This window comes from Arcobacter arenosus (assembly GCF_005771535.1).
Taxonomy (GTDB): Bacteria; Campylobacterota; Campylobacteria; order Campylobacterales; family Arcobacteraceae; genus Halarcobacter; species Halarcobacter arenosus.
Genome location: NZ_VANU01000006.1, coordinates 143,702 through 161,244 on the forward strand (window position 1 = coordinate 143,702; position 17,543 = coordinate 161,244).

The window sequence follows — 17,543 nt, forward strand, 5'->3', positions numbered from 1 at the left end:
AAAAATGAATATTGAGTTTTTAAAACATTCTGTTGATTATGGAGTTATTGCATTGCTACTTTTTATGAGTTTTATAGCCGTAATGTTTTTTATTGAAAGACTTTTTTTCTATAGAAAACTTGATGTTAATAAATATAAAAATAAAAAGCAGCTTGATGTTGCCCTTACAAAAAATCTAACTTTTATAGGGACTATTGCTTCTAACTCACCTTATATAGGACTTCTTGGTACTGTATTAGCTATCATGCTTACATTTATGACTATGAGTGAAGGTGATATTGTTGCAACTAAAATAATGAGTTCCTTAGCACTTGCCTTAAAAGCAACAGCTGTTGGTTTAGTTGTGGCAATTATATCAATGGTTTTTTATAATATTTTAAGTCGATACGCAGAAGTTTTGGAAAGCAGATATGAAAATCAAGAAATATGATTCAATAAATGTAATACCGTTTATTGATGTTCTTTTGGTACTTTTAGCAATAGTTTTAATGACATCAACTTTTATTGCAAAAGGTGTAATCCCTGTATCTCTTCCAAAGGCTAGTTCAGCTGATAATCAAAAAATCAAAAAAGAGTTAAGTATTTATATAAAGAATACTGGACAAATTTATCTTGACAAAGAAGAGTTGATAGTTGAAGAATTAATAAATAGAATTTCAGAAGAACAAAAAGATAGACCAATTTTAATAAATAGTGACAAAGATGCAAAATTTGAAATATTTGTATCTATTTTAGACACTTTAAAATCAAATGAATTTGAAAATATATCAATAGTAACGGTAAAACAACAATGAGATATTTAAACTCTTTTTTCTTAACCACTTTACTTTATGTAAGTTTGGCAACTTTACTTTTATTTGCAAACCCCTTTGATAAATTGCAGTCTCAAAATAAAGAAGAAAAGAAAAAAGTCTCTTTAAATTATGTTCAAATTATAAAACCTAAACCTATTGAACCAATAGTTGAAGAAAAGGTAGAAAAAAACCTTGAGCCAGAAATTAAAAAAATAGTAAAAAAAGAGCCTAAAAAGAAAGTGATAAAAAAAGTAGAAAAGAAAAAAGTAGTTAAAAAGAAGATTGATAAGATAGTAAAAAAAGAGCCAATAAAAAAGCAAAAAACAAAAAAATTTGAAGAAACTATTATTGATAAGGTAGTTAAAAAAGAGATTCCTCAAAAAGTTATACAAAAAAATATCAACAAAAACATCAACTATGAAGAAGATTTTTTAGCAAATCATTTACATATGATAAAAAAAGAGATACAAAAAAATATAATGTACTCAAAAAGAGCAAGAAAACTTAAGATTGAAGGTAAAGTTTTAGTAGAGTTTTGTTTAACTAAATCTGGTGAAATAAAAAAAGTTAAAACACTCAAAGGACATAAACTATTACAAAAGTCCACAATAGAAGCAATATATAGTGCCTCAGCAAATTTCCCCAAGGTTCAAAAAACAATTACTATAAGAGTTCCTATTGAATACAGATTAATTTAAGTTTTTAAAAAGTTTATATTAATAGTAGGTTAAAAAATCAATTATATAATTATATTAAAGGATGGAGTTAGAATGTCTATTACAAGGAGATTGTTATGAAAACTTCAAAAATTATTCTAAGTGGTTTATTGGTATTTGGTGCAACATTTATGTTTGCTGAAACGTTACCAAGTTTTGGTCCTGTAGCTTTTTCAGCATATGATACGAATAAAGATGGTCAAATTAGTCCTGCTGAATTTAATGCAGTAAAAGAAAAAAGAATGACTCAAAAAGCTGAACAAGGTAGACTTATGATGAATGCTAAGAATTCACCTTCTTTTTCTGATGTTGATACAAATGGTGATGGTATCATTTCACAAAATGAACTTCAAATTCATCAACAAGCTAGATTTCAAAATAGAGTAAATCAAAAAAATAATATGATGAATGGTCAAGGCATGGGCAAAGGAATGGGACAAGGTATGGCACCTGGAAAAGGACGAAACTGGTAAAAAAAGGAAGAGTTAATTCTCTTCCCTTTTTAATGTTACACTCCACGCTTCATATTTAGGGTCATTTTCAATCTCTTCAATTTGTTTTTTTGTTAAATTAGGATAACTCATTTTTTTGCCATCAAATACTATACATTCATAAGTTTTTTCTTTTTTGAAAATATTTTTGATTTTATCAAACATTTCAAGCCTTTAATTTTGTATTTTATTTTACTTTCAATACAATAACAAAAAAAATTTATAAAAGAATAAAAATGTGTGACTATAGAAAAAAACTAACTACTAATAGAGAGTTCTATCCAATCAAAGATTTAGATATCTCAGTTGAAAGTGATAGGGGAAGAATTCTTTCCGCTCCATCTTTAAGACGTTTACAAAAGAAAACGCAAGTATTTCCTTTAGAGTTAAATGCAGCTGTAAGAAGTAGACTAACCCACTCTTTAGAAGTATCTCAAACAGCAAGATTTATTGCAAAAACTATTTTAAAAAAATGTGAAGGAAAATTTTATTTAAATGAAGTTAGGGATGCTTTTATTTCAACTTCTGAAATGACAAGTTTGATTCATGATATAGGAAACCCACCATTTGGTCATTTTGCAGAAGTTGCATTGAACTCTTGGATGAAAAATAAGGGTATAAAGATATTTGATAATCTAATTGAGGTTGATGAAAAAAATTCAGAGTTAAAAAATCTTTTGATTAATGACCTTTGTAATTTTGATGGAAATGCTCAAGGGATTAGAATAATTACAAAACTACAAAGACTTAACCTTTCATATTCTCAAATTATCTCTATGCTTAAATATACAAGAGGCGCCTTTGAACCTAAACCTTTAAAAAATGAAAAATACTCTTACATGAGAAAAAAACCAGGGTATTATTATTCAGAAAGGGATATTGTTTCAAAAATTAAAGACTCTTTAGATATCCAAGAAGGATGTAGATTTCCAATCACTTATATAATGGAAGCAGCTGATGATATTAGTTATTTAAATGCAGATATGGAAGATGCAGTTGATAAAAAGATTTTAACTTTTGAAAAGGTTTATTCACTTATAAAACAAGAGTGCGAAAAGATGGATGAAACTTATCTTTTAGAGTTAGTAGAGGAGTATTATCAAAAAGCAAAAGAAAATGAGAGTGAACCATACCAATTTAATCTGTTTTTAACTCTTACACGGGCTAAGTTAACCCATGCTTTAGTTGAACATGTGTCACAAGTTTTTGTTGATAATCATGAAGATATTTTTAATGGAAGATTTGATGCTGCACTTTTAGAATTTGATAAAAATAGTAAATATACAAAGGCTGTAAAAGTATTACAAAATATCTCAATAGAACATATTTACAATAATAAAGATATTCAAACTTTAGAGTTAAAGGGACAGAAAATATTAAGTACTTTATGTGAAAATTATAAACCACTTTTAGAACTTGAAGCCCAAGAGTTTGAAGATTTAGTTCATGGAAAAAGAATATCTTGTTTTATCTCTCAAAGATTAATTAGAAGATTGTCTTCAAAACATATAGTTGCATATAAAGATAGTGTTGAAAAACTTTCAAAAGATGATATTGTAAAATATAAACTTAAAGAGTGGTATTTCAGAGCTAGATTAATATTTGATTATATTTCTGGTATGACAGATGATTTTGCTTTAAACGAGTATAAAACTTTACAAGCTTTAATCTAAAATTTAATTTTAAGATTTTTGATTTAGTTAGGCTTTAAACTTTTCAAAAATCTTTTTTTCTAATTCTTCAATACTTGAAATTGCATCTTCCTCATGATTTGAAAATCCCCAGTTTACTAAAACTGAATCAATCCCTGCATTATTTGCAGCCATAATGTCTTTGTGTGAATCGCCTATTAATTGAGCTTTTTCTTTTTGTATATTGTGTGTATCAAGGATTTTATAAACCATTTCAGGATGTGGTTTTGCTTGTTTTACTGAATCAAAACCTAAAATTGTTTCAAAATATTTTCCAACTTCAAGATGGTCAAGCATTTTTTTTGCAAAAACTGAATTTGCATTTGTTGCAACAGTTAAAGTAAACTCTTGGTTTAAATCATCAATAAGCTTTGCCATCCCATCGTATAACTCTAAACCATTTAAACAGTTTGCATTATAATGTTCTTCAAATAATTCTTTTTGTTGAAGGGTAAAATCATCAGTTCCATAAAAAAATTTTGAGGCATTTATATTTGGGTCATTTACTTTTTCAAGAGCATAGTGCTTTTCTAACTTTTCAAAGCCTAAAGCTTCTCTAACATGATTTATGGTGTTTACAATTGCAGTTCCACTATCTAAAATCGTACCATCCATATCAAAAATAAGTAATGCCATTAAAATCCTTTTTAAAAGATGACATTATAATTTTTTTATTATTAAAAAGTAGTGCTTAGATGTATAGGAATTAACAAATAATTAACATTTTAAAGATAGTATAAATATCGGAAAATTAATCTCCTATAGTATATTTAATTTTCTCAAAAATCTTTGTGTTTTCAAAGCCCCATAGTAAATGGGGCTTTTTTATTTTAGCTATTTATCAAGATGCTTTATATATCATTTCAATTATTTTTCAGGAATTTGAATGAAGAAACTTTTACCTATTTTTACTATTATTGTATTAATACTTATTATTGTTGGTATCTTTTTGTCAATGTCAAATCAAAAACAAATGGTTGTTATTCATGAGGGAAACCATGAACATAAACCAATAGATATTACTTTAAATCATTTCCAAGACACTCAATGTGGTATGACTATTACTTCAAACAAACATTCAGCACAAGCAATTGCTCCTGATGGTAGAACTTGGTTTTTTGATGATCCTGGTTGTTTAGCTTTATGGTATAAAAATATAGAGTTTCAGAAAGATGCCATTATATGGGTTTTCTCAAATGATACAAATGAATATATAGATGGTAAAAAAGCTTGGTATGATAAAACTTCGAATACAACAATGGGGTATGGATTTGGAGCTTATAAAAACAAAAAAGAGGGTATGATTAGTTTTGATGAAATGATAATCAAAATGTACAGAGGTGAAAATTTAACCAACCCTTTAATTAGAAACAAACTTTTAGGAAAATAATGGAAAGTGTAAGTATACTAACAATTATATCGATTGCTTTTTTAGGTTCTTTTGGTCATTGTATTGGCATGTGTGGAGGAATTGTAGTCGCTTATTCAAGTACTAAAATTGATTCTTCATGGACTAAAGCTAAACAATCAATCTCTCATGTATTATATTCATTTGGTAGAATCACAACTTATATTATTCTTGGGTTTATTTTTGGTTTTGTAGGTGGAGTTGTAACTTTTGATAATATGACTAGTGGTATTTTACTTTTAACAACAGGTGTGTTAATGATACTAGTTGGTTTATCTTTAAGTGGAAAACTAAAATTCTTAACTTCATTAGAGCACTCAGTTTCTAAATCTGCTATATATCAACAAACCTTTAGGGCTTTAATAGGTTCGAATAGTTTAACAAGTTTTTATTTACTTGGAATGTTAAATGGTTTATTACCTTGTGGTTTTGTTTATGTTTTTGCAATCACTGCTGCTAGTACAGGAAGCCCATTTTGGGGAGCTTTTGTAATGCTGGTTTTTGGTCTTAGTACACTTCCTGCGATGTTTTCTTTAGGTTTCTTTGTAGGGGTATTTAAACAAATGGCTTTACGAAGTTTATTTATTAATATAGCTTCAGTTCTTGTAATCTTATTTGGATTTTATATTATGTATCAAGGATATGAATATATTATTGACCCAAATAAATCTATTTTAAGCTGTCATATATAACCTTAAAAATTTTTAATTTCATATATTTATACCTTTTTTACTATAATACGCGAAAATTTTTGTAAAGGAGGGAATAAATATGACTACTAGAAAGAAAAGCTACTTCTCATTTTTTGGTATTTTATGTGCAACTGTAAATAGAAAAATGCACTCACAATTTAGTTCAATAGAAACTACAATAAATCAAAATATGCCAAAAATCATAAAGCTGTTATTATCATCACAATTAAAACCAGCTAAACAATATTCAACAAATAATTTATAAAAATATAGGATAAATAAAACACATGGAAAACAAAAAATTAACTACAAGCTTAGTTGCAAGCTTTCTTTTAGCAACAAATCTTTACTCTAATGATACAAATCAAATCTCAAGCGTTACTATTTCAAGTTCATTAATAGAAACAAATGAAAAAGATGCTACATATACAACAGAAATTTACACTAAAGAAGATATTGAAAGTTCAAAATCAAAAGATATATATGAGTTCTTAAATTCACAAACATCACTTGTAATAGCTCCTAATGGAGGAAATACATTTACTCAAAAAATTGATTTAAGGGGATATGGTATTACAGATGGTTATCAAAATTTAGTTGTTACTGTAAATGGAAGAAGATTAAATAATATTGACATGACTTCACAACTTCTTTCATCTATACCTTTAGAATCAGTTGAGAAAATTGAGATTATAAAAGGTAGTGGTTCTGTTCAATATGGTGATGGAGCAAATTCAGGTGCAATAAATATTATTACAAATGGAAAAAATGAAAATTATATTAAAACATATTTTGGTAATAATGGAACAAAAAATAGTGCATTAAGTTTAGGGTTTAATAATGATAATATAATTTTAAATACATATATGGATTATACAACTACTGATGGTTCTAGAAATTTACAAAGTGGTACAAAAGATGATAATTATAGTAGAAATAGAAATATAAACCTTATTTACTTTCCTACTGATAATTTAGAAGTAAAAATCGGAAGAAATTTTTCTGATATGAATATTAAATATGCAGGTGCTTTAACATTAAATCAATATAAGTCAAATCCATATCAATTTACTACTATTGGTTGGGATACTGAACAATATTTTAGTTCTTATGTTACTGATATTGGATTAAAATATGATTTTTTGAGGGATTATTCCTTTGAAACAAATTTTAGTAATGAAGACAAAAAAAGTATGTATTCTTCAGGCTGGACTTCAAACTATGATTATAAAACTTTAAATTCAAAACTTAACATTAATAAAAATATATATTCTTTAAGTATGGGAATTGATGTTTTTGAGGGAGATAGAATAACTTCTTCTAATACTGTAACAAAAGAAAACAAAGCTTTATTTATAACAGGTAATTATTTTGTTTCAAAACAATTCTCTATTTCTTCAGGACTAAGAAATGAAGAAGTTAAATTTGATCTTTTAGATGCAGGTGGCGTTAACAAAGATATTAGTTTAAATGCATTAGATTTAGGATTCAACTATAAGTTAGATGAAAACAATTCTTTTTTTGCTAATTTTAATAAATCTTATCAGACTCCAGATTTAGATAGACTTTTTTGGTGGGGTTCTTTTAACGGTTATATTGAACCAGCAAAGGTTAAAAACTTTAATTTTGGATACACAGGTATTCAAGATAACAATAAATTGAAAATATCTTTATTTTATTCAAAGTTGAAAAATGAAATCTACTTTTATAGCGTTGGTGCAACACAAAAAAATACAAATATTGATAAATCACACAAATACGGTATTGAAATTTTTGATAAATATTTAATTAATAAAAATTTATATACATCTTTAAATTATTCGTATATTATTGCAAAAATTGATGAAGAGACTGAAAGTGGAACTGTTTATGATGGAAAAGATTTACCTGGTGTTTCAAATCATAATCTTACAGTTAATATAGGCTACGAAATAAATAAATTTTCAGGAGTTTTATCTCATACATATAGAAGTGAAGCTTATGGGGCAGAAGATTTTGGAAATAGTTTTTCTCAAAAACAAGAAGCCTATAACTCAACAGATTTAAGTGTTTCTTATAAGTATAAAAATTTAGAGGTTTTTGGAAAAATTCAAAACTTATTTGATGAAGATAATGGTTTATGGATAAATGATGACCAAATATATCCAGTAAATTTTGAAAGAACATATTACGCTGGTATAAAGTATAGATTTTAAAAGTAATGAAGTTAATAGGGAATAATATAAAAATGATAAATAAAAAAATATCCATAAGTCTAATTACAAGTTTATTAACATCAATGAACTTATCTGCTGAAGATAGTGTACAACTTTCAAGTATTACTGTTTCAACTGCAACAAAAACTGAACAATCAATACAAGATGTGACCTCAGCTATTGAAGTAATTACAAAAGAGGAATTAGAAGAAAGACATTTTATTGATGCTATAGATGCTATCTCTTCGCTAGCTGGTGTTAGTTTTAATTCAAATGGTGGATTAGGATCTAAAAAAACTGTCTATATTAGAGGAATTGATTCTACTAGATTATTAATTTTAGTTGACGGGATTAGGCTTAATGACCCAGCAAATACTCAAGATGGTTCACCTCTTCATCATATTATGATGGAAAATATTGAAAGAATAGAAGTTCTTAAAGGTGCTCAAAGTGGAGTTTGGGGTGCAGATGCAACGGGTGGTGTTGTAAATATCATTACAAAGAAAAACAAATTAGGTACTAATTTCTCTTTTTATTCAGAATATGGTTCATTTAATACGAGAAAATTTGGTATGAATCTTGGATATAACAATGAAATAATTGATTTATCAGCAAGTTATGATTTTGTTAAAAGTGATTCTTTTAGTGCATATGCTGCATATGGTACCAATATAAATAATTATGAAGATGATGCTTATGAAAACCAAACTTATGGAATCAATCTTACTTATAAAATTGATGATAACAATAAAATAAAAACTTCATATACAAAAATAAACTCTTTTGTTAATACAGATTCATCAAGTGCTGATTCTTTAAGAACATATGACTATGATACTCAATTGATTAATACAAGTTATAACTTTAAATCAAAAAACTATGAGAGTGATGTTTATTACAATTATTCATTTTTTGATAGAAATTATGACAAAGTTGGAAGTAATAATTATTATGAAGCAGATGTTCATGAATTAGGGCAAAAAAGTAGACTTGACTATTATAAAGACTCTTATTTAGTTTTTGGAGCTGATTTTAAAAGATTTAATGTAAATAAACCTGTTGATAATAATTATAAAAATTTTGGCTTATTTTTTAACAATACAAATAGATTTTCAGATTTAGTTTTTACTCAAGCATTACGATACGATAATTATAGTAATTTTGAAAATAAACTAACAGGAAAACTTGGTTTAAAATATTATCTTACAAATGATTTTGATGTTAGTATTAATGCAAGTAGTGGATATAATATCCCAACAATGAATCAACTTTATGGAACATCGGGAAATATAAATCTAAATCCAGAAAATACAACTTCATATGATGTTAATTTACGTTATAAAGATATAAAAATTTCACTATATAATTCGATTATTGAAGATATGTTAGCTTATGATTTTGGAACTAAAACATATACAAATTTTAGTGGTGAAAATACATTTAAAGGTTTTGAAATCTCTTACCAAAAAGCTATTGAAACTGATACAATATTAAGTTTATCATATGATAGAGTAGTTGCTAAAAATAGTGATTCTGAATATATTAGACGAATTCCTTTTGATACATTAAAAATGTCTCTTGATTATTATGGAATCCAAGATTTTCATTTTAATCTAAATGGGGAATATATAGGAAAAAGATATAATAGTGATGATAAATCTGGTAGACAAACAGGTAAATATACATTATGGAATAGTGTAGTTAATTATGATATAAATAAAAATTTTAAAGCCTATTTTAAAATCGATAATATTTTAGATAAATATTACCAAACTGTAGATAATTATGCTACTAGTCCAAGAGCATTTTATATAGGTATAAAGGCATCTTTCTAATATGAAAAAAATAGTTTCTCTTATATTATTTAGTTTAAGCTTATTTGCACAAGAAAGGATTGTTACCTTAGCACCTTCAATAAATGAGATAGTTTATGCTTTGGATATGGGTAAAAACGTTGTAGCAAACACAAAACACTGTTCATACCCTGAAGAAGCAAAAAGTGTAATGAAAATTGGTGGATATGCTTCAATATCAATTGAGAAAATTTTAAGCACAAAACCAACAGTTGTAATAGGGCAAAATTATGATGAAAAACTAAATAGTAATTTAGAGAAACTAGGAATAAGAACAAAAATATATAAAACCACTTCTATGAATGATATTAAAAATACTATTACCGATTTAGGAAGTTATTTTCATAAAGATGAAATAGCTTCAAAAATCGTTAATAATATAAACAATTCCTTAGATAGTCTTCAAGGTATAGTAGATAATAAAAAAGTATTAGTTGTTATAAGTCCTAAGAAAGATTTGCAAAGACAAATATATGTATCTGGTAACTATTTATATTTTGATGATATTATTAATGCTAGTGGAAATAAAAATGCCTATTTCTCAACTTCAAGTATGCAACCAGTTGTAAATATTGAAAAAATTATAAAGATGAATCCTGATATTATAGTTTTATTAGCACCTTTTTATGATGGAAAACCAAAAGAGTTAGCAAAGTTAATTGATTCATGGAAAGATCTTCCAATAAATGCTTCACGAAATAGTAACATTTATGCAGTTGACAAACTATATGCAGGGATTCCAAGTGATAGAGTAATCTATTTTATTAAAGATTTTAAAAAGATTTTAGAAAATGTTAGAAATAAAAAATTATAGTAGTTTTATTTTAAATGATATTTCATTTAAATTAGAAGAGAATGAAAATCTAATAATTCTAGGTCAAAATGGGGCAGGGAAGTCTACTTTAGCCAAAGTATTATCAAATCTAATTAATAATAATCAAGTTTTTTTAGATAATGAAGATATCTCTAGCATTGATGATTTAAAAAGAGCTAAGTTTATAAACTATATTCCACCTGGACTTACAATTTTTGATGAATATATAACTTTAAAAGAGTTTTTAGAACTTTCTTTTGTTTCTACTGTTGATAATCAAAAGGTTTCAAATATAATTAGTTTATTAAAAATGGAAAAATTAAAAGATAAGTTTTGCAAATCTTTTAGTTCAGGGGAAAAACAATTAGTTCTTTTGGCTTCTGCAATTATACATGATGCAAAAATAACTATTTTTGATGAGCTTACTGCCAATTTGGATATAAATAGATTAAAAGATGTTTATGATATTTTTAAATCAGATTTATTAAATCAAAAAATTATAATTACACATAATCTTGATTTGGCTTATGCTTTAAAATTTAAAATACTATTTTTAAAAGATGGGAAAATAGAGTTTTTCGGTTCAAACGAAGAGTTTTTTGAAAATAGTAATTTAGAAAAATTTTATAATAAATCTATTCAGAAAGTAAATAATCACTTGGTGGTAAATCTATGAAAAAAATTGTTTACTTATTAAGTGTTGTATTACTTATACTATCTCCTTTTTTAGGTGAAATAAATTTAGATTTTAGGGATATTCTAAATAATGACTCTATGTCATATACTGTTTTTTGGGATTTAAGAATTCCAAGAATTATATTAGCTTTTTTTGTTGGGGGAGTTTTAGCCTTAGGTGGTCTAATTTTTCAAATAGTATTTAAAAACCAATTAATTACACCCTATACTTTAGGAATATCAAGTGGTACCACACTTTTTACAGCTATATCTATAGTTTTTTTCCCTTTCATAAATATCTCTATTTCAGCTATATTTGGTTCAATTTTAACTGTAATGATTTTATATTATATTTCAAGACAAATGAACAAGTCATCAATTGCAGTTTCAACAAACTCTCTACTTCTTACTGGTATTGCTTTATCATATTTTTATGGTTCTGCTTTGATGTTAGTGTTTTATATGAGTAATTTACAGGAGAATTATTCAATTGTTAGGTTTACCCTAGGTAGCTTAGATACAGTTGGATATTTAAACTCTATCATTATGCTTGTAATAAGTTTGATTTTTTATTTTGTAGTAAATTTCTATAAAAAAGATATTAGGCTATTACTTATATCAAACGATACAGCCTTTTTAAAAGGTTTAAATGTAAATAAACTTAATATTATATTATTGGTATTAGTATCTTTATGTGTTGGTGTATCTATCAGTTTTGTGGGACCAATTGGATTTATAGGTCTTGTAATCCCTCATATTATAAAACTAATTTATAAAAAAAGTGCTGATAAACTATTTTTACCTGTCTTTTTTTATGGTGGCCTTTTTCTTGTTGTAAGTGATTTAATATCTAGAAATTTAAATACTGATTCCTCTTTACCTATTGGGGTAGTTACAGCTTTTATTGGTGCTCCATTTTTTGTATATTTATTAATAAAAAGAACTAAAAAGGATTAGTCTTTATGAAAGCTATATGTATAAGTGCAACAGCATCAAACCAAGGTAAAACAGTATTAACAACTGCACTTTTATATCATTATAGAGATTCTATTCAGCCATTTAAGATAGGTCCAGATTATATTGATCCACAGTTTCATAAAATAGTGTGTGGTACTCCTAGTATTAACCTTGATAGATTTATGATGAATAAAAAACAATTATCTTGGCTTTTTAATCATTACAGTAAAAAAGAGGTTTCTATTTGTGAAGGCGTAATGGGTTTTTATGATGGAAGTGATAAAAAATCTTCCGCATATGATATCTCTAAACTTTTAAAAATACCTACAATAATTTTACTTGACGGAAGCGGAAGTTACATTACTGTTTCAGCCCTTTTAAAAGGTCTTAAAACCTATAAAAAAGATAATACTATAAAAGGTGTTGTTTTAAATAAAATAGCTTCTCAAAGTCACTATTTATTAATAAAAAATATTATTGAAAAAGACTTTGATAATATTAAAGTTATTGGTTGGATAAAAAAAGATATTGAAGCTTTAAGTGATACTCATTTAGGCCTTGATTTAAATGACCTTTCAAAAATTGAAGCTATTTCAAAAGAGGTATTAATAAATATTGATATTAAGTCATTAGAGAAGATTAGTACAATTTCAAAACAAGAAAATATAGAATACCCTTTTAAAAAAGTAAAAAAACAAAAAGCCAAATTGGCAATTGTAAATGATTCTAATTTTTCTTTTTTATATCATGATAATCTAAATTTTTTAAAAGAGATTTTTAGTGATGTTATAATTATAGATTCAACAAATGATGAAGAGATACCAAAAGATACTGATATTGTTTATATTTGTGGTGGATATGTTGAAACAAATAAAGCATACGAAAAAATCAAAACTTCAAAAAACTTCAAAAAATCATTAATTAAACATGCTAAAACAAAAAGAGTTTATGGTGAGTGTGCTGGTTTACTTTATTTAGGACAAAGTGTTGATGAAAAACAAATGAGTGGCATTTTAGATATCTCTTTTTCAAAGGAAAATAGATTTCAAAGAATGGGATATTATTACAGTGAAAGTGGATTAAAAGGTCATGCTTTTCATTACACAAAAGCAAAAAATCCTGAAAATGGTTTTGATAAACTTTCTAAAATAAAAGAGGGTGATGGTATAAATGGAAGTTTTCAAAAAAATAAAGTTTACGGAACATATTTACACTCAATGTTTAGGGGCAATAAAAAACTTATTATGAGTAGGTTAATTCTCTAATTTAAATTTTCCAATGGTTTAGTTTTGAACTATTTAAATCTTTTTTTACCTCTTCACAAAGTTTTGGAAAGAAATCTAAAAAATCCTCTTCGAGTTTTTCTATATTATCTTTAATCAATGGCAAGTAACTTAGGGCTGAATCTCTTTTTGATAAACGACTTGATACTCTCATATCAACTCTTCTTAAAGAGTCTTCAAGATTTTCATAGGTATCGAAATTTAATAGTTTTTTATTTTTTATATTGATTAATACTTGCTTTGGAAAAGATGGGTAATTGTTTTCTACACTGTTTGTATAAAATTGATTTCTAAACTCTTTTAATGTTACATTACAAAATTTATCCCAGTTTTTAGTTAATAGATAATCATAGGTAAAATCAATGACAATTCCCCTTAATATACCTTTTTCTTTTAATCTTTTTTTACTTTGAATAAAATGTATATCTTTATCGGAAAATGAATCTATAAGGATATGGGTTCTCATACCTTTTTGTAACTCATAACTACTATTATTCCAAGGTTTTGCTTTTAATGGGTCTGCAAGAATATTGCCAACTTGAAAATCAATATTCTCTTCTGATAAAAAAAGATGAGCTAACCAATTCATAGAAAAAACTCACTTATTAAATAGATAATAAAAAAAGAAACCATAAATAAATCAAACTTTGATTTAAACTCTAAAGCTTTTGAGATATCTGTTTTCTCAATATTCTCTTTACCCTCCCCAAAAAAAGGTTTATCTTTAATTTTACCAAAATATGATGTTGGTCCCCCAAGTTTTATATTTAAAGCTAAAGCCATAGCTGAAATTGGTAAGCCAGCATTTAGGCTTTCATGTTTTTTTCCATATTTTGTAAACTCTTTAAAAGCTTTTTTTGATTTAAAAAATAAAGCAATTAAAATTGCTGTGATTCTTGCTGGAATATAATTTAAAATATCATCTAGAATTGCACTAACTTTGCCAAACTTTTCATAACGTTTATTTCTATATCCAACCATTGAGTCTAAAGTATTTACACCTTTATATATAAATGCACCAACTAAACCAAATAGTAAAATATAAAACATAGGGGCAATAACACCATCACTTAAGTTTTCTGCATAAGTTTCTACTGCTGCTTTATTTATATCACTATTGCTTAAGTTTGTTGTATCTCGACTTACAAGCATTGAAATATCATATCTTGGGTTAGTTGAAGTAGTTATTTTCTTTACACTATCGTAAAGCATTTTAGAACTAATTGCAAAGGAGCAAAGAAATGCTTCTAATATAAATATATCAAATAACTCAATTATTGAAGTTATTATAAATATAATTAATAAAAGTGAAAATGTTAATAAAAATCCACGAAAAATTGAATCTTTGTAAAATTTTTTTTCAAACCATTTTATATAATTTCCAATGATTATAATAGGATGTTTAAAATATTTTAGATTCTCAAACTCTCCAAATAAAAAGTCGATAAAATATGCAATAAATACTAAAGCAAGATACACTATTTAATCTTTTTTTGAATATATTTTAAAGCTTTAATAAAAAGTTTCATTTTATCTTTTTCTTTTATCGCAATTCTTACAAAACTTTCATCTAAAAAATCAAAGTTTGAGCAATCCCTTATCATAATTTTGTATTTAGCCAATTCTTCTTGTAAGAAACTTACTTTTATATTATTAAGTTTTAAAAGTAAAAAGTTTGCATCTGAGTGGAAAATCTCTTTTATCAAATCTATTTTATCTAAATTTTTCAATGTGTAATCTTTTGATTTATTTGTCTTTTTTATTGTTTTTTTTATAAACTTTTTATCTTTTAAAACCTCTTTTATATATGTTTGATCAAATTCAGAAATCTTCCAAATAGGTTCTTTCTCTTTTATTTTTAAAATATTTTTTTTATTTGATAAGATAATTCCAAGTCTAATACCAGCCGAACTATAAAACTTTGTAAGAGATTTTAGTACATAAAGTTTTTTATATTTATTTATCATATTAGAGATAGAAGTTTTTTGTGAAAACTCTAAGAAAGATTCATCTATAAATATTGTACAGTTTTTTTCAATCCATATTTTTAGTAAATCATTAAGATTATAAAATCTTCCATCGGGTGTTGATGGATTTACAAATATTACTAAAGAGTTTTCTTTTATTGTAGGATTTTCGTCACTAAATCGATTAATAAAAGTTGTTTTAATATTAAATACTTTTGCCGCTTTTTTATACTCTAAATATGCTGGAGAATAAATTACACACTCTTTTATTTTTGTTTCTTTAAAAAAAGAAAATATAGCAGAACTTCCTCCATTAAATATTTCAAGTTCTGAAGCTTTTACACTATATTTTTTTGCTAAAATTTCGTATAGTTTTTCATAAGATGGGTAAGAAGAGATATCCAAATTATTAAAATCAGATTTTATTTTTGGTTTTAAAAAATTTATATTTGAAGATAAATCAATAATATCTTCTTCTTTAATATTCATTTTACTTGAAAATTTTTTTATATCCCCACCATGAGAAAATTGTTTTAGATTATTCAATAAGACTCTTTTTTTCTGGATGTTACTATAAATTCAATAATAAAAAAGTTAAGGTATTCTTTGAAAGAATTTAATTCAAAAGATATTGAGGTTCTTAAAAAAATCATCAAAAATAGACGAGATATTAGAGGTAATAGGTTTTTAGATAAACCAATAAACAAAGAGATTTTAGAAGATATTTTAGATGCCGCGAATTCAGCTCCTTCAGTAGGTTTTTCTCAACCATGGAAATTTATTATAATTGAAGATGAAGAAACTAAAAATAGAATCTATAATAATTTTATAAAAGAAAACAATAAAGCAAAAAAAATATTTAAAGATAAAGAATTATATCCGAAGCTAAAACTAGAAGGTATAAAAGAATCTTTTATAAATATTGCAGTTTTTTATGAAAAAAATCATAAAGATATTTTAGGACAAACAAGCCAAAAAAGAGTAGGTGAGTATTCTGTGGTTTGTGCAATACAAAATATATGGCTTATGGCAAGGGCATATAATATTGGACTTGGATGGGTATCTATTTTAAAACCTAAAAAAGTAAAAAAGATACTAGGAATTGGAAAAGATAAAAAACTAATTGCATACCTAACTTTGGGTTATGTAAGTGAGTTTTTAGAAGAACCAGAGTTATTAAAACTTAATTGGGAAAAGAAAAAAGAATTAAAAGATATTGTAATTTAGCATGGGTATTAAAACAAAAATTACTATTGATGATATAGATACAAACTTTAATATTTCATCTTTAAAAGAGACTTTAGATGGAAATAGTGACACTGTTTATATTTTAGATGAAAATTATATATTAAAAATATATGAAGATAGCTATTTTAAAATTGAACATGAAGAAAAAGTTTTAAATCTTTGCAAAGAGTTAAAAGTTCCTAAGGTTATACATAAATTTAATATAAAAGGTAAAAATGCAATCATATTCAATAAAGCTATTGGACAAAGTCTAAAAATAGCAAATAAAAACCATCTTTTTCAAATAGCTACTTTTTTAAAGAATTTTCATAATATCACAAAAAATAAATCTTTTAATACAAGTTACTCTTATGATAAAAAATATTTAGAAAATTTAATTAAACAATCTAAAAATGAATATTTTGAAAAATGGTATTTAAATTTAGATGTAAAATTAAAAAATGATGGAATAATTCATGGGGATTTATTTATAGATAATGCTATGTTTTATGAAGATAAACTAAGTTGTGTTTTTGATTTTAGTGATTCTTGTAGTGGTGATTTTCTTTTTGATTTGGCCGTAGTTGCACTATCTTGGTGCCAAACCATTGATGACATAAAGGTATTGATTAATTATTATGATAAATCATTAGATTTAAATATCTTTTTAGAATATGTAAAATATGCATCTTTATTTTATTGTGCTAAAAGAGTTACAGAAAATAGAAGTTTTGATGATATAGACTATTTTAAAAAGTTTCAATGACTTTTAGCTAGAAT

Annotated in this window: 21 protein-coding genes; 16 read left to right on the plus strand and 5 right to left on the minus strand. The window is 25.6% G+C overall.

The genetic code is table 11. From position 1 onward, the window contains the following. The first annotated feature begins 4 nt into the window (after positions 1 to 4). From exbB to FDK22_RS13535, 4 genes are all read left to right on the plus strand, one after another. Positions 5 to 430: a TonB-system energizer ExbB gene (exbB, locus tag FDK22_RS13520; RefSeq protein WP_138153509.1), complete on the plus strand. Its 426-nt coding sequence runs from the start codon at positions 5 to 7 to the stop codon at positions 428 to 430. Beyond that, positions 411 to 794, plus strand: a complete 384-nt coding sequence (locus FDK22_RS13525) for an ExbD/TolR family protein (RefSeq protein ID WP_138153510.1) — start codon at positions 411 to 413, stop codon at positions 792 to 794. Before exbB ends, FDK22_RS13525 begins: the two co-directional genes overlap by 20 nt. Continuing rightward, complete coding sequence (locus tag FDK22_RS13530) at positions 791 to 1,492, plus strand: energy transducer TonB (RefSeq protein WP_138153511.1); 702 nt, start codon at positions 791 to 793, stop codon at positions 1,490 to 1,492. The genes FDK22_RS13525 and FDK22_RS13530 overlap by 4 nt, the downstream gene beginning before the upstream one ends. Positions 1,493 to 1,587: 95 nt before the next feature. Further along, complete coding sequence (locus FDK22_RS13535) at positions 1,588 to 1,983, plus strand: EF-hand domain-containing protein (RefSeq protein WP_228711725.1); 396 nt, start codon at positions 1,588 to 1,590, stop codon at positions 1,981 to 1,983. Between the two features lie 12 nt (positions 1,984 to 1,995). On the opposite strand, the gene FDK22_RS15770 is transcribed toward FDK22_RS13535, so the two are convergent. Beyond that, positions 1,996 to 2,166, minus strand: a complete 171-nt coding sequence (locus FDK22_RS15770) for a hypothetical protein (protein ID WP_171013000.1) — start codon at positions 2,164 to 2,166, stop codon at positions 1,996 to 1,998. A 71-nt stretch (positions 2,167 to 2,237) separates the two neighbouring features. Between FDK22_RS15770 and dgt the strand changes: the two genes are divergently transcribed. Beyond that, positions 2,238 to 3,674, plus strand: a complete 1,437-nt coding sequence (gene dgt / locus FDK22_RS13540; protein WP_138153512.1) for a dGTPase — start codon at positions 2,238 to 2,240, stop codon at positions 3,672 to 3,674. 27 nt (positions 3,675 to 3,701) lie between these two features. On the opposite strand, the gene FDK22_RS13545 is transcribed toward dgt, so the two are convergent. Then, the gene (locus FDK22_RS13545; RefSeq protein WP_138153513.1) at positions 3,702 to 4,328 is read right to left on the minus strand and encodes an HAD family hydrolase; all 627 of its coding nucleotides are present in this window, start codon (positions 4,326 to 4,328) and stop codon (positions 3,702 to 3,704) included. A gap of 250 nt (positions 4,329 to 4,578) precedes the next feature. Here FDK22_RS13545 and FDK22_RS13550 point away from each other — a divergent pair, with 250 nt between their 5' ends. The 9 genes from FDK22_RS13550 (at position 4,579) to FDK22_RS13590 (ending at position 13,551) form a co-directional block, all read left to right on the plus strand. Further along, positions 4,579 to 5,082 carry a hypothetical protein gene (locus FDK22_RS13550; protein WP_138153514.1) on the plus strand — a complete coding sequence of 168 codons (504 nt, stop codon included), beginning with the start codon at positions 4,579 to 4,581 and terminating at the stop codon, positions 5,080 to 5,082. Further along, positions 5,082 to 5,792 carry a sulfite exporter TauE/SafE family protein gene (locus FDK22_RS13555; protein WP_138153515.1) on the plus strand — a complete coding sequence of 237 codons (711 nt, stop codon included), beginning with the start codon at positions 5,082 to 5,084 and terminating at the stop codon, positions 5,790 to 5,792. The genes FDK22_RS13550 and FDK22_RS13555 overlap by 1 nt, the downstream gene beginning before the upstream one ends. 79 nt (positions 5,793 to 5,871) lie before the next feature. Further along, the gene (locus FDK22_RS13560; RefSeq protein ID WP_138153516.1) at positions 5,872 to 6,057 is read left to right on the plus strand and encodes a hypothetical protein; all 186 of its coding nucleotides are present in this window, start codon (positions 5,872 to 5,874) and stop codon (positions 6,055 to 6,057) included. Between the two features lie 22 nt (positions 6,058 to 6,079). Then, positions 6,080 to 7,987: a TonB-dependent receptor plug domain-containing protein gene (locus FDK22_RS13565; protein WP_138153517.1), complete on the plus strand. Its 1,908-nt coding sequence runs from the start codon at positions 6,080 to 6,082 to the stop codon at positions 7,985 to 7,987. Positions 7,988 to 8,019: 32 nt separating this feature from the next. Beyond that, entirely contained in the window at positions 8,020 to 9,822 is a 1,803-nt protein-coding gene (locus FDK22_RS13570) for a TonB-dependent receptor plug domain-containing protein (RefSeq protein ID WP_171013001.1), read from the plus strand. 1 nt (position 9,823) lies between these two features. Beyond that, positions 9,824 to 10,654: an ABC transporter substrate-binding protein gene (locus FDK22_RS13575; protein WP_138153519.1), complete on the plus strand. Its 831-nt coding sequence runs from the start codon at positions 9,824 to 9,826 to the stop codon at positions 10,652 to 10,654. Then, positions 10,632 to 11,330 carry an ATP-binding cassette domain-containing protein gene (locus tag FDK22_RS13580; protein ID WP_138153520.1) on the plus strand — a complete coding sequence of 233 codons (699 nt, stop codon included), beginning with the start codon at positions 10,632 to 10,634 and terminating at the stop codon, positions 11,328 to 11,330. The genes FDK22_RS13575 and FDK22_RS13580 overlap by 23 nt, the downstream gene beginning before the upstream one ends. Then, positions 11,327 to 12,286 carry a FecCD family ABC transporter permease gene (locus FDK22_RS13585; RefSeq protein WP_138153521.1) on the plus strand — a complete coding sequence of 320 codons (960 nt, stop codon included), beginning with the start codon at positions 11,327 to 11,329 and terminating at the stop codon, positions 12,284 to 12,286. Before FDK22_RS13580 ends, FDK22_RS13585 begins: the two co-directional genes overlap by 4 nt. A 5-nt stretch (positions 12,287 to 12,291) precedes the next feature. Further along, on the plus strand, positions 12,292 to 13,551 hold the full coding sequence (locus FDK22_RS13590) for a cobyrinic acid a,c-diamide synthase CobB (RefSeq protein WP_138153522.1): 1,260 nt from the start codon (positions 12,292 to 12,294) through the stop codon (positions 13,549 to 13,551). A 1-nt stretch (position 13,552) separates the two neighbouring features. Here FDK22_RS13590 and FDK22_RS13595 read toward each other — a convergent pair whose 3' ends face one another. From FDK22_RS13595 to FDK22_RS13605, 3 genes are read right to left on the minus strand one after another with little or no spacing between them, the layout of a single operon-like run. Next, on the minus strand, positions 13,553 to 14,158 hold the full coding sequence (locus FDK22_RS13595; RefSeq protein ID WP_138153523.1) for an ACP phosphodiesterase: 606 nt from the start codon (positions 14,156 to 14,158) through the stop codon (positions 13,553 to 13,555). Beyond that, on the minus strand, positions 14,155 to 15,048 hold the full coding sequence (gene cbiB, locus FDK22_RS13600) for an adenosylcobinamide-phosphate synthase CbiB (protein ID WP_138153524.1): 894 nt from the start codon (positions 15,046 to 15,048) through the stop codon (positions 14,155 to 14,157). The genes FDK22_RS13595 and cbiB overlap by 4 nt, the downstream gene beginning before the upstream one ends. Next, positions 15,048 to 16,082 (minus strand): aminotransferase class I/II-fold pyridoxal phosphate-dependent enzyme, encoded by a 1,035-nt coding sequence (locus FDK22_RS13605; protein ID WP_138153525.1) that lies wholly within the window; start codon positions 16,080 to 16,082, stop codon positions 15,048 to 15,050. Before FDK22_RS13605 ends, cbiB begins: the two co-directional genes overlap by 1 nt. A gap of 60 nt (positions 16,083 to 16,142) precedes the next feature. On the opposite strand from FDK22_RS13605, the gene bluB reads away from it, so the two are divergent. Both bluB and FDK22_RS13615 read left to right on the plus strand, forming a co-directional pair. Beyond that, complete coding sequence (gene bluB, locus FDK22_RS13610; protein WP_138153526.1) at positions 16,143 to 16,763, plus strand: 5,6-dimethylbenzimidazole synthase; 621 nt, start codon at positions 16,143 to 16,145, stop codon at positions 16,761 to 16,763. 1 nt (position 16,764) lies between these two features. Beyond that, a complete protein-coding gene (locus FDK22_RS13615; protein ID WP_138153527.1) occupies positions 16,765 to 17,529 on the plus strand; it encodes a phosphotransferase in 765 nt (254 codons plus the stop codon). Positions 17,530 to 17,543: the final 14 nt, after the last annotated feature.

What these genes read in the sequence shown, in the direction of transcription:
- exbB (WP_138153509.1), top strand. Translation starts at nt 5, where the DNA reads ATGAATATTGAGTTTTTAAAACATTCTGTTGATTATGGAGTTATTGCA.
- FDK22_RS13525 (WP_138153510.1), top strand. Translation starts at nt 411, where the DNA reads ATGAAAATCAAGAAATATGATTCAATAAATGTAATACCGTTTATTGAT.
- FDK22_RS13530 (WP_138153511.1), top strand. Translation starts at nt 791, where the DNA reads ATGAGATATTTAAACTCTTTTTTCTTAACCACTTTACTTTATGTAAGT.
- FDK22_RS13535 (WP_228711725.1), top strand. Translation starts at nt 1,588, where the DNA reads ATGAAAACTTCAAAAATTATTCTAAGTGGTTTATTGGTATTTGGTGCA.
- FDK22_RS15770 (WP_171013000.1), bottom strand. Translation starts at nt 2,166, where the DNA reads ATGTTTGATAAAATCAAAAATATTTTCAAAAAAGAAAAAACTTATGAA.
- dgt (WP_138153512.1), top strand. Translation starts at nt 2,238, where the DNA reads ATGTGTGACTATAGAAAAAAACTAACTACTAATAGAGAGTTCTATCCA.
- FDK22_RS13545 (WP_138153513.1), bottom strand. Translation starts at nt 4,328, where the DNA reads ATGGCATTACTTATTTTTGATATGGATGGTACGATTTTAGATAGTGGA.
- FDK22_RS13550 (WP_138153514.1), top strand. Translation starts at nt 4,579, where the DNA reads ATGAAGAAACTTTTACCTATTTTTACTATTATTGTATTAATACTTATT.
- FDK22_RS13555 (WP_138153515.1), top strand. Translation starts at nt 5,082, where the DNA reads ATGGAAAGTGTAAGTATACTAACAATTATATCGATTGCTTTTTTAGGT.
- FDK22_RS13560 (WP_138153516.1), top strand. Translation starts at nt 5,872, where the DNA reads ATGACTACTAGAAAGAAAAGCTACTTCTCATTTTTTGGTATTTTATGT.
- FDK22_RS13565 (WP_138153517.1), top strand. Translation starts at nt 6,080, where the DNA reads ATGGAAAACAAAAAATTAACTACAAGCTTAGTTGCAAGCTTTCTTTTA.
- FDK22_RS13570 (WP_171013001.1), top strand. Translation starts at nt 8,020, where the DNA reads ATGATAAATAAAAAAATATCCATAAGTCTAATTACAAGTTTATTAACA.
- FDK22_RS13575 (WP_138153519.1), top strand. Translation starts at nt 9,824, where the DNA reads ATGAAAAAAATAGTTTCTCTTATATTATTTAGTTTAAGCTTATTTGCA.
- FDK22_RS13580 (WP_138153520.1), top strand. Translation starts at nt 10,632, where the DNA reads ATGTTAGAAATAAAAAATTATAGTAGTTTTATTTTAAATGATATTTCA.
- FDK22_RS13585 (WP_138153521.1), top strand. Translation starts at nt 11,327, where the DNA reads ATGAAAAAAATTGTTTACTTATTAAGTGTTGTATTACTTATACTATCT.
- FDK22_RS13590 (WP_138153522.1), top strand. Translation starts at nt 12,292, where the DNA reads ATGAAAGCTATATGTATAAGTGCAACAGCATCAAACCAAGGTAAAACA.
- FDK22_RS13595 (WP_138153523.1), bottom strand. Translation starts at nt 14,158, where the DNA reads ATGAATTGGTTAGCTCATCTTTTTTTATCAGAAGAGAATATTGATTTT.
- FDK22_RS13615 (WP_138153527.1), top strand. Translation starts at nt 16,765, where the DNA reads ATGGGTATTAAAACAAAAATTACTATTGATGATATAGATACAAACTTT.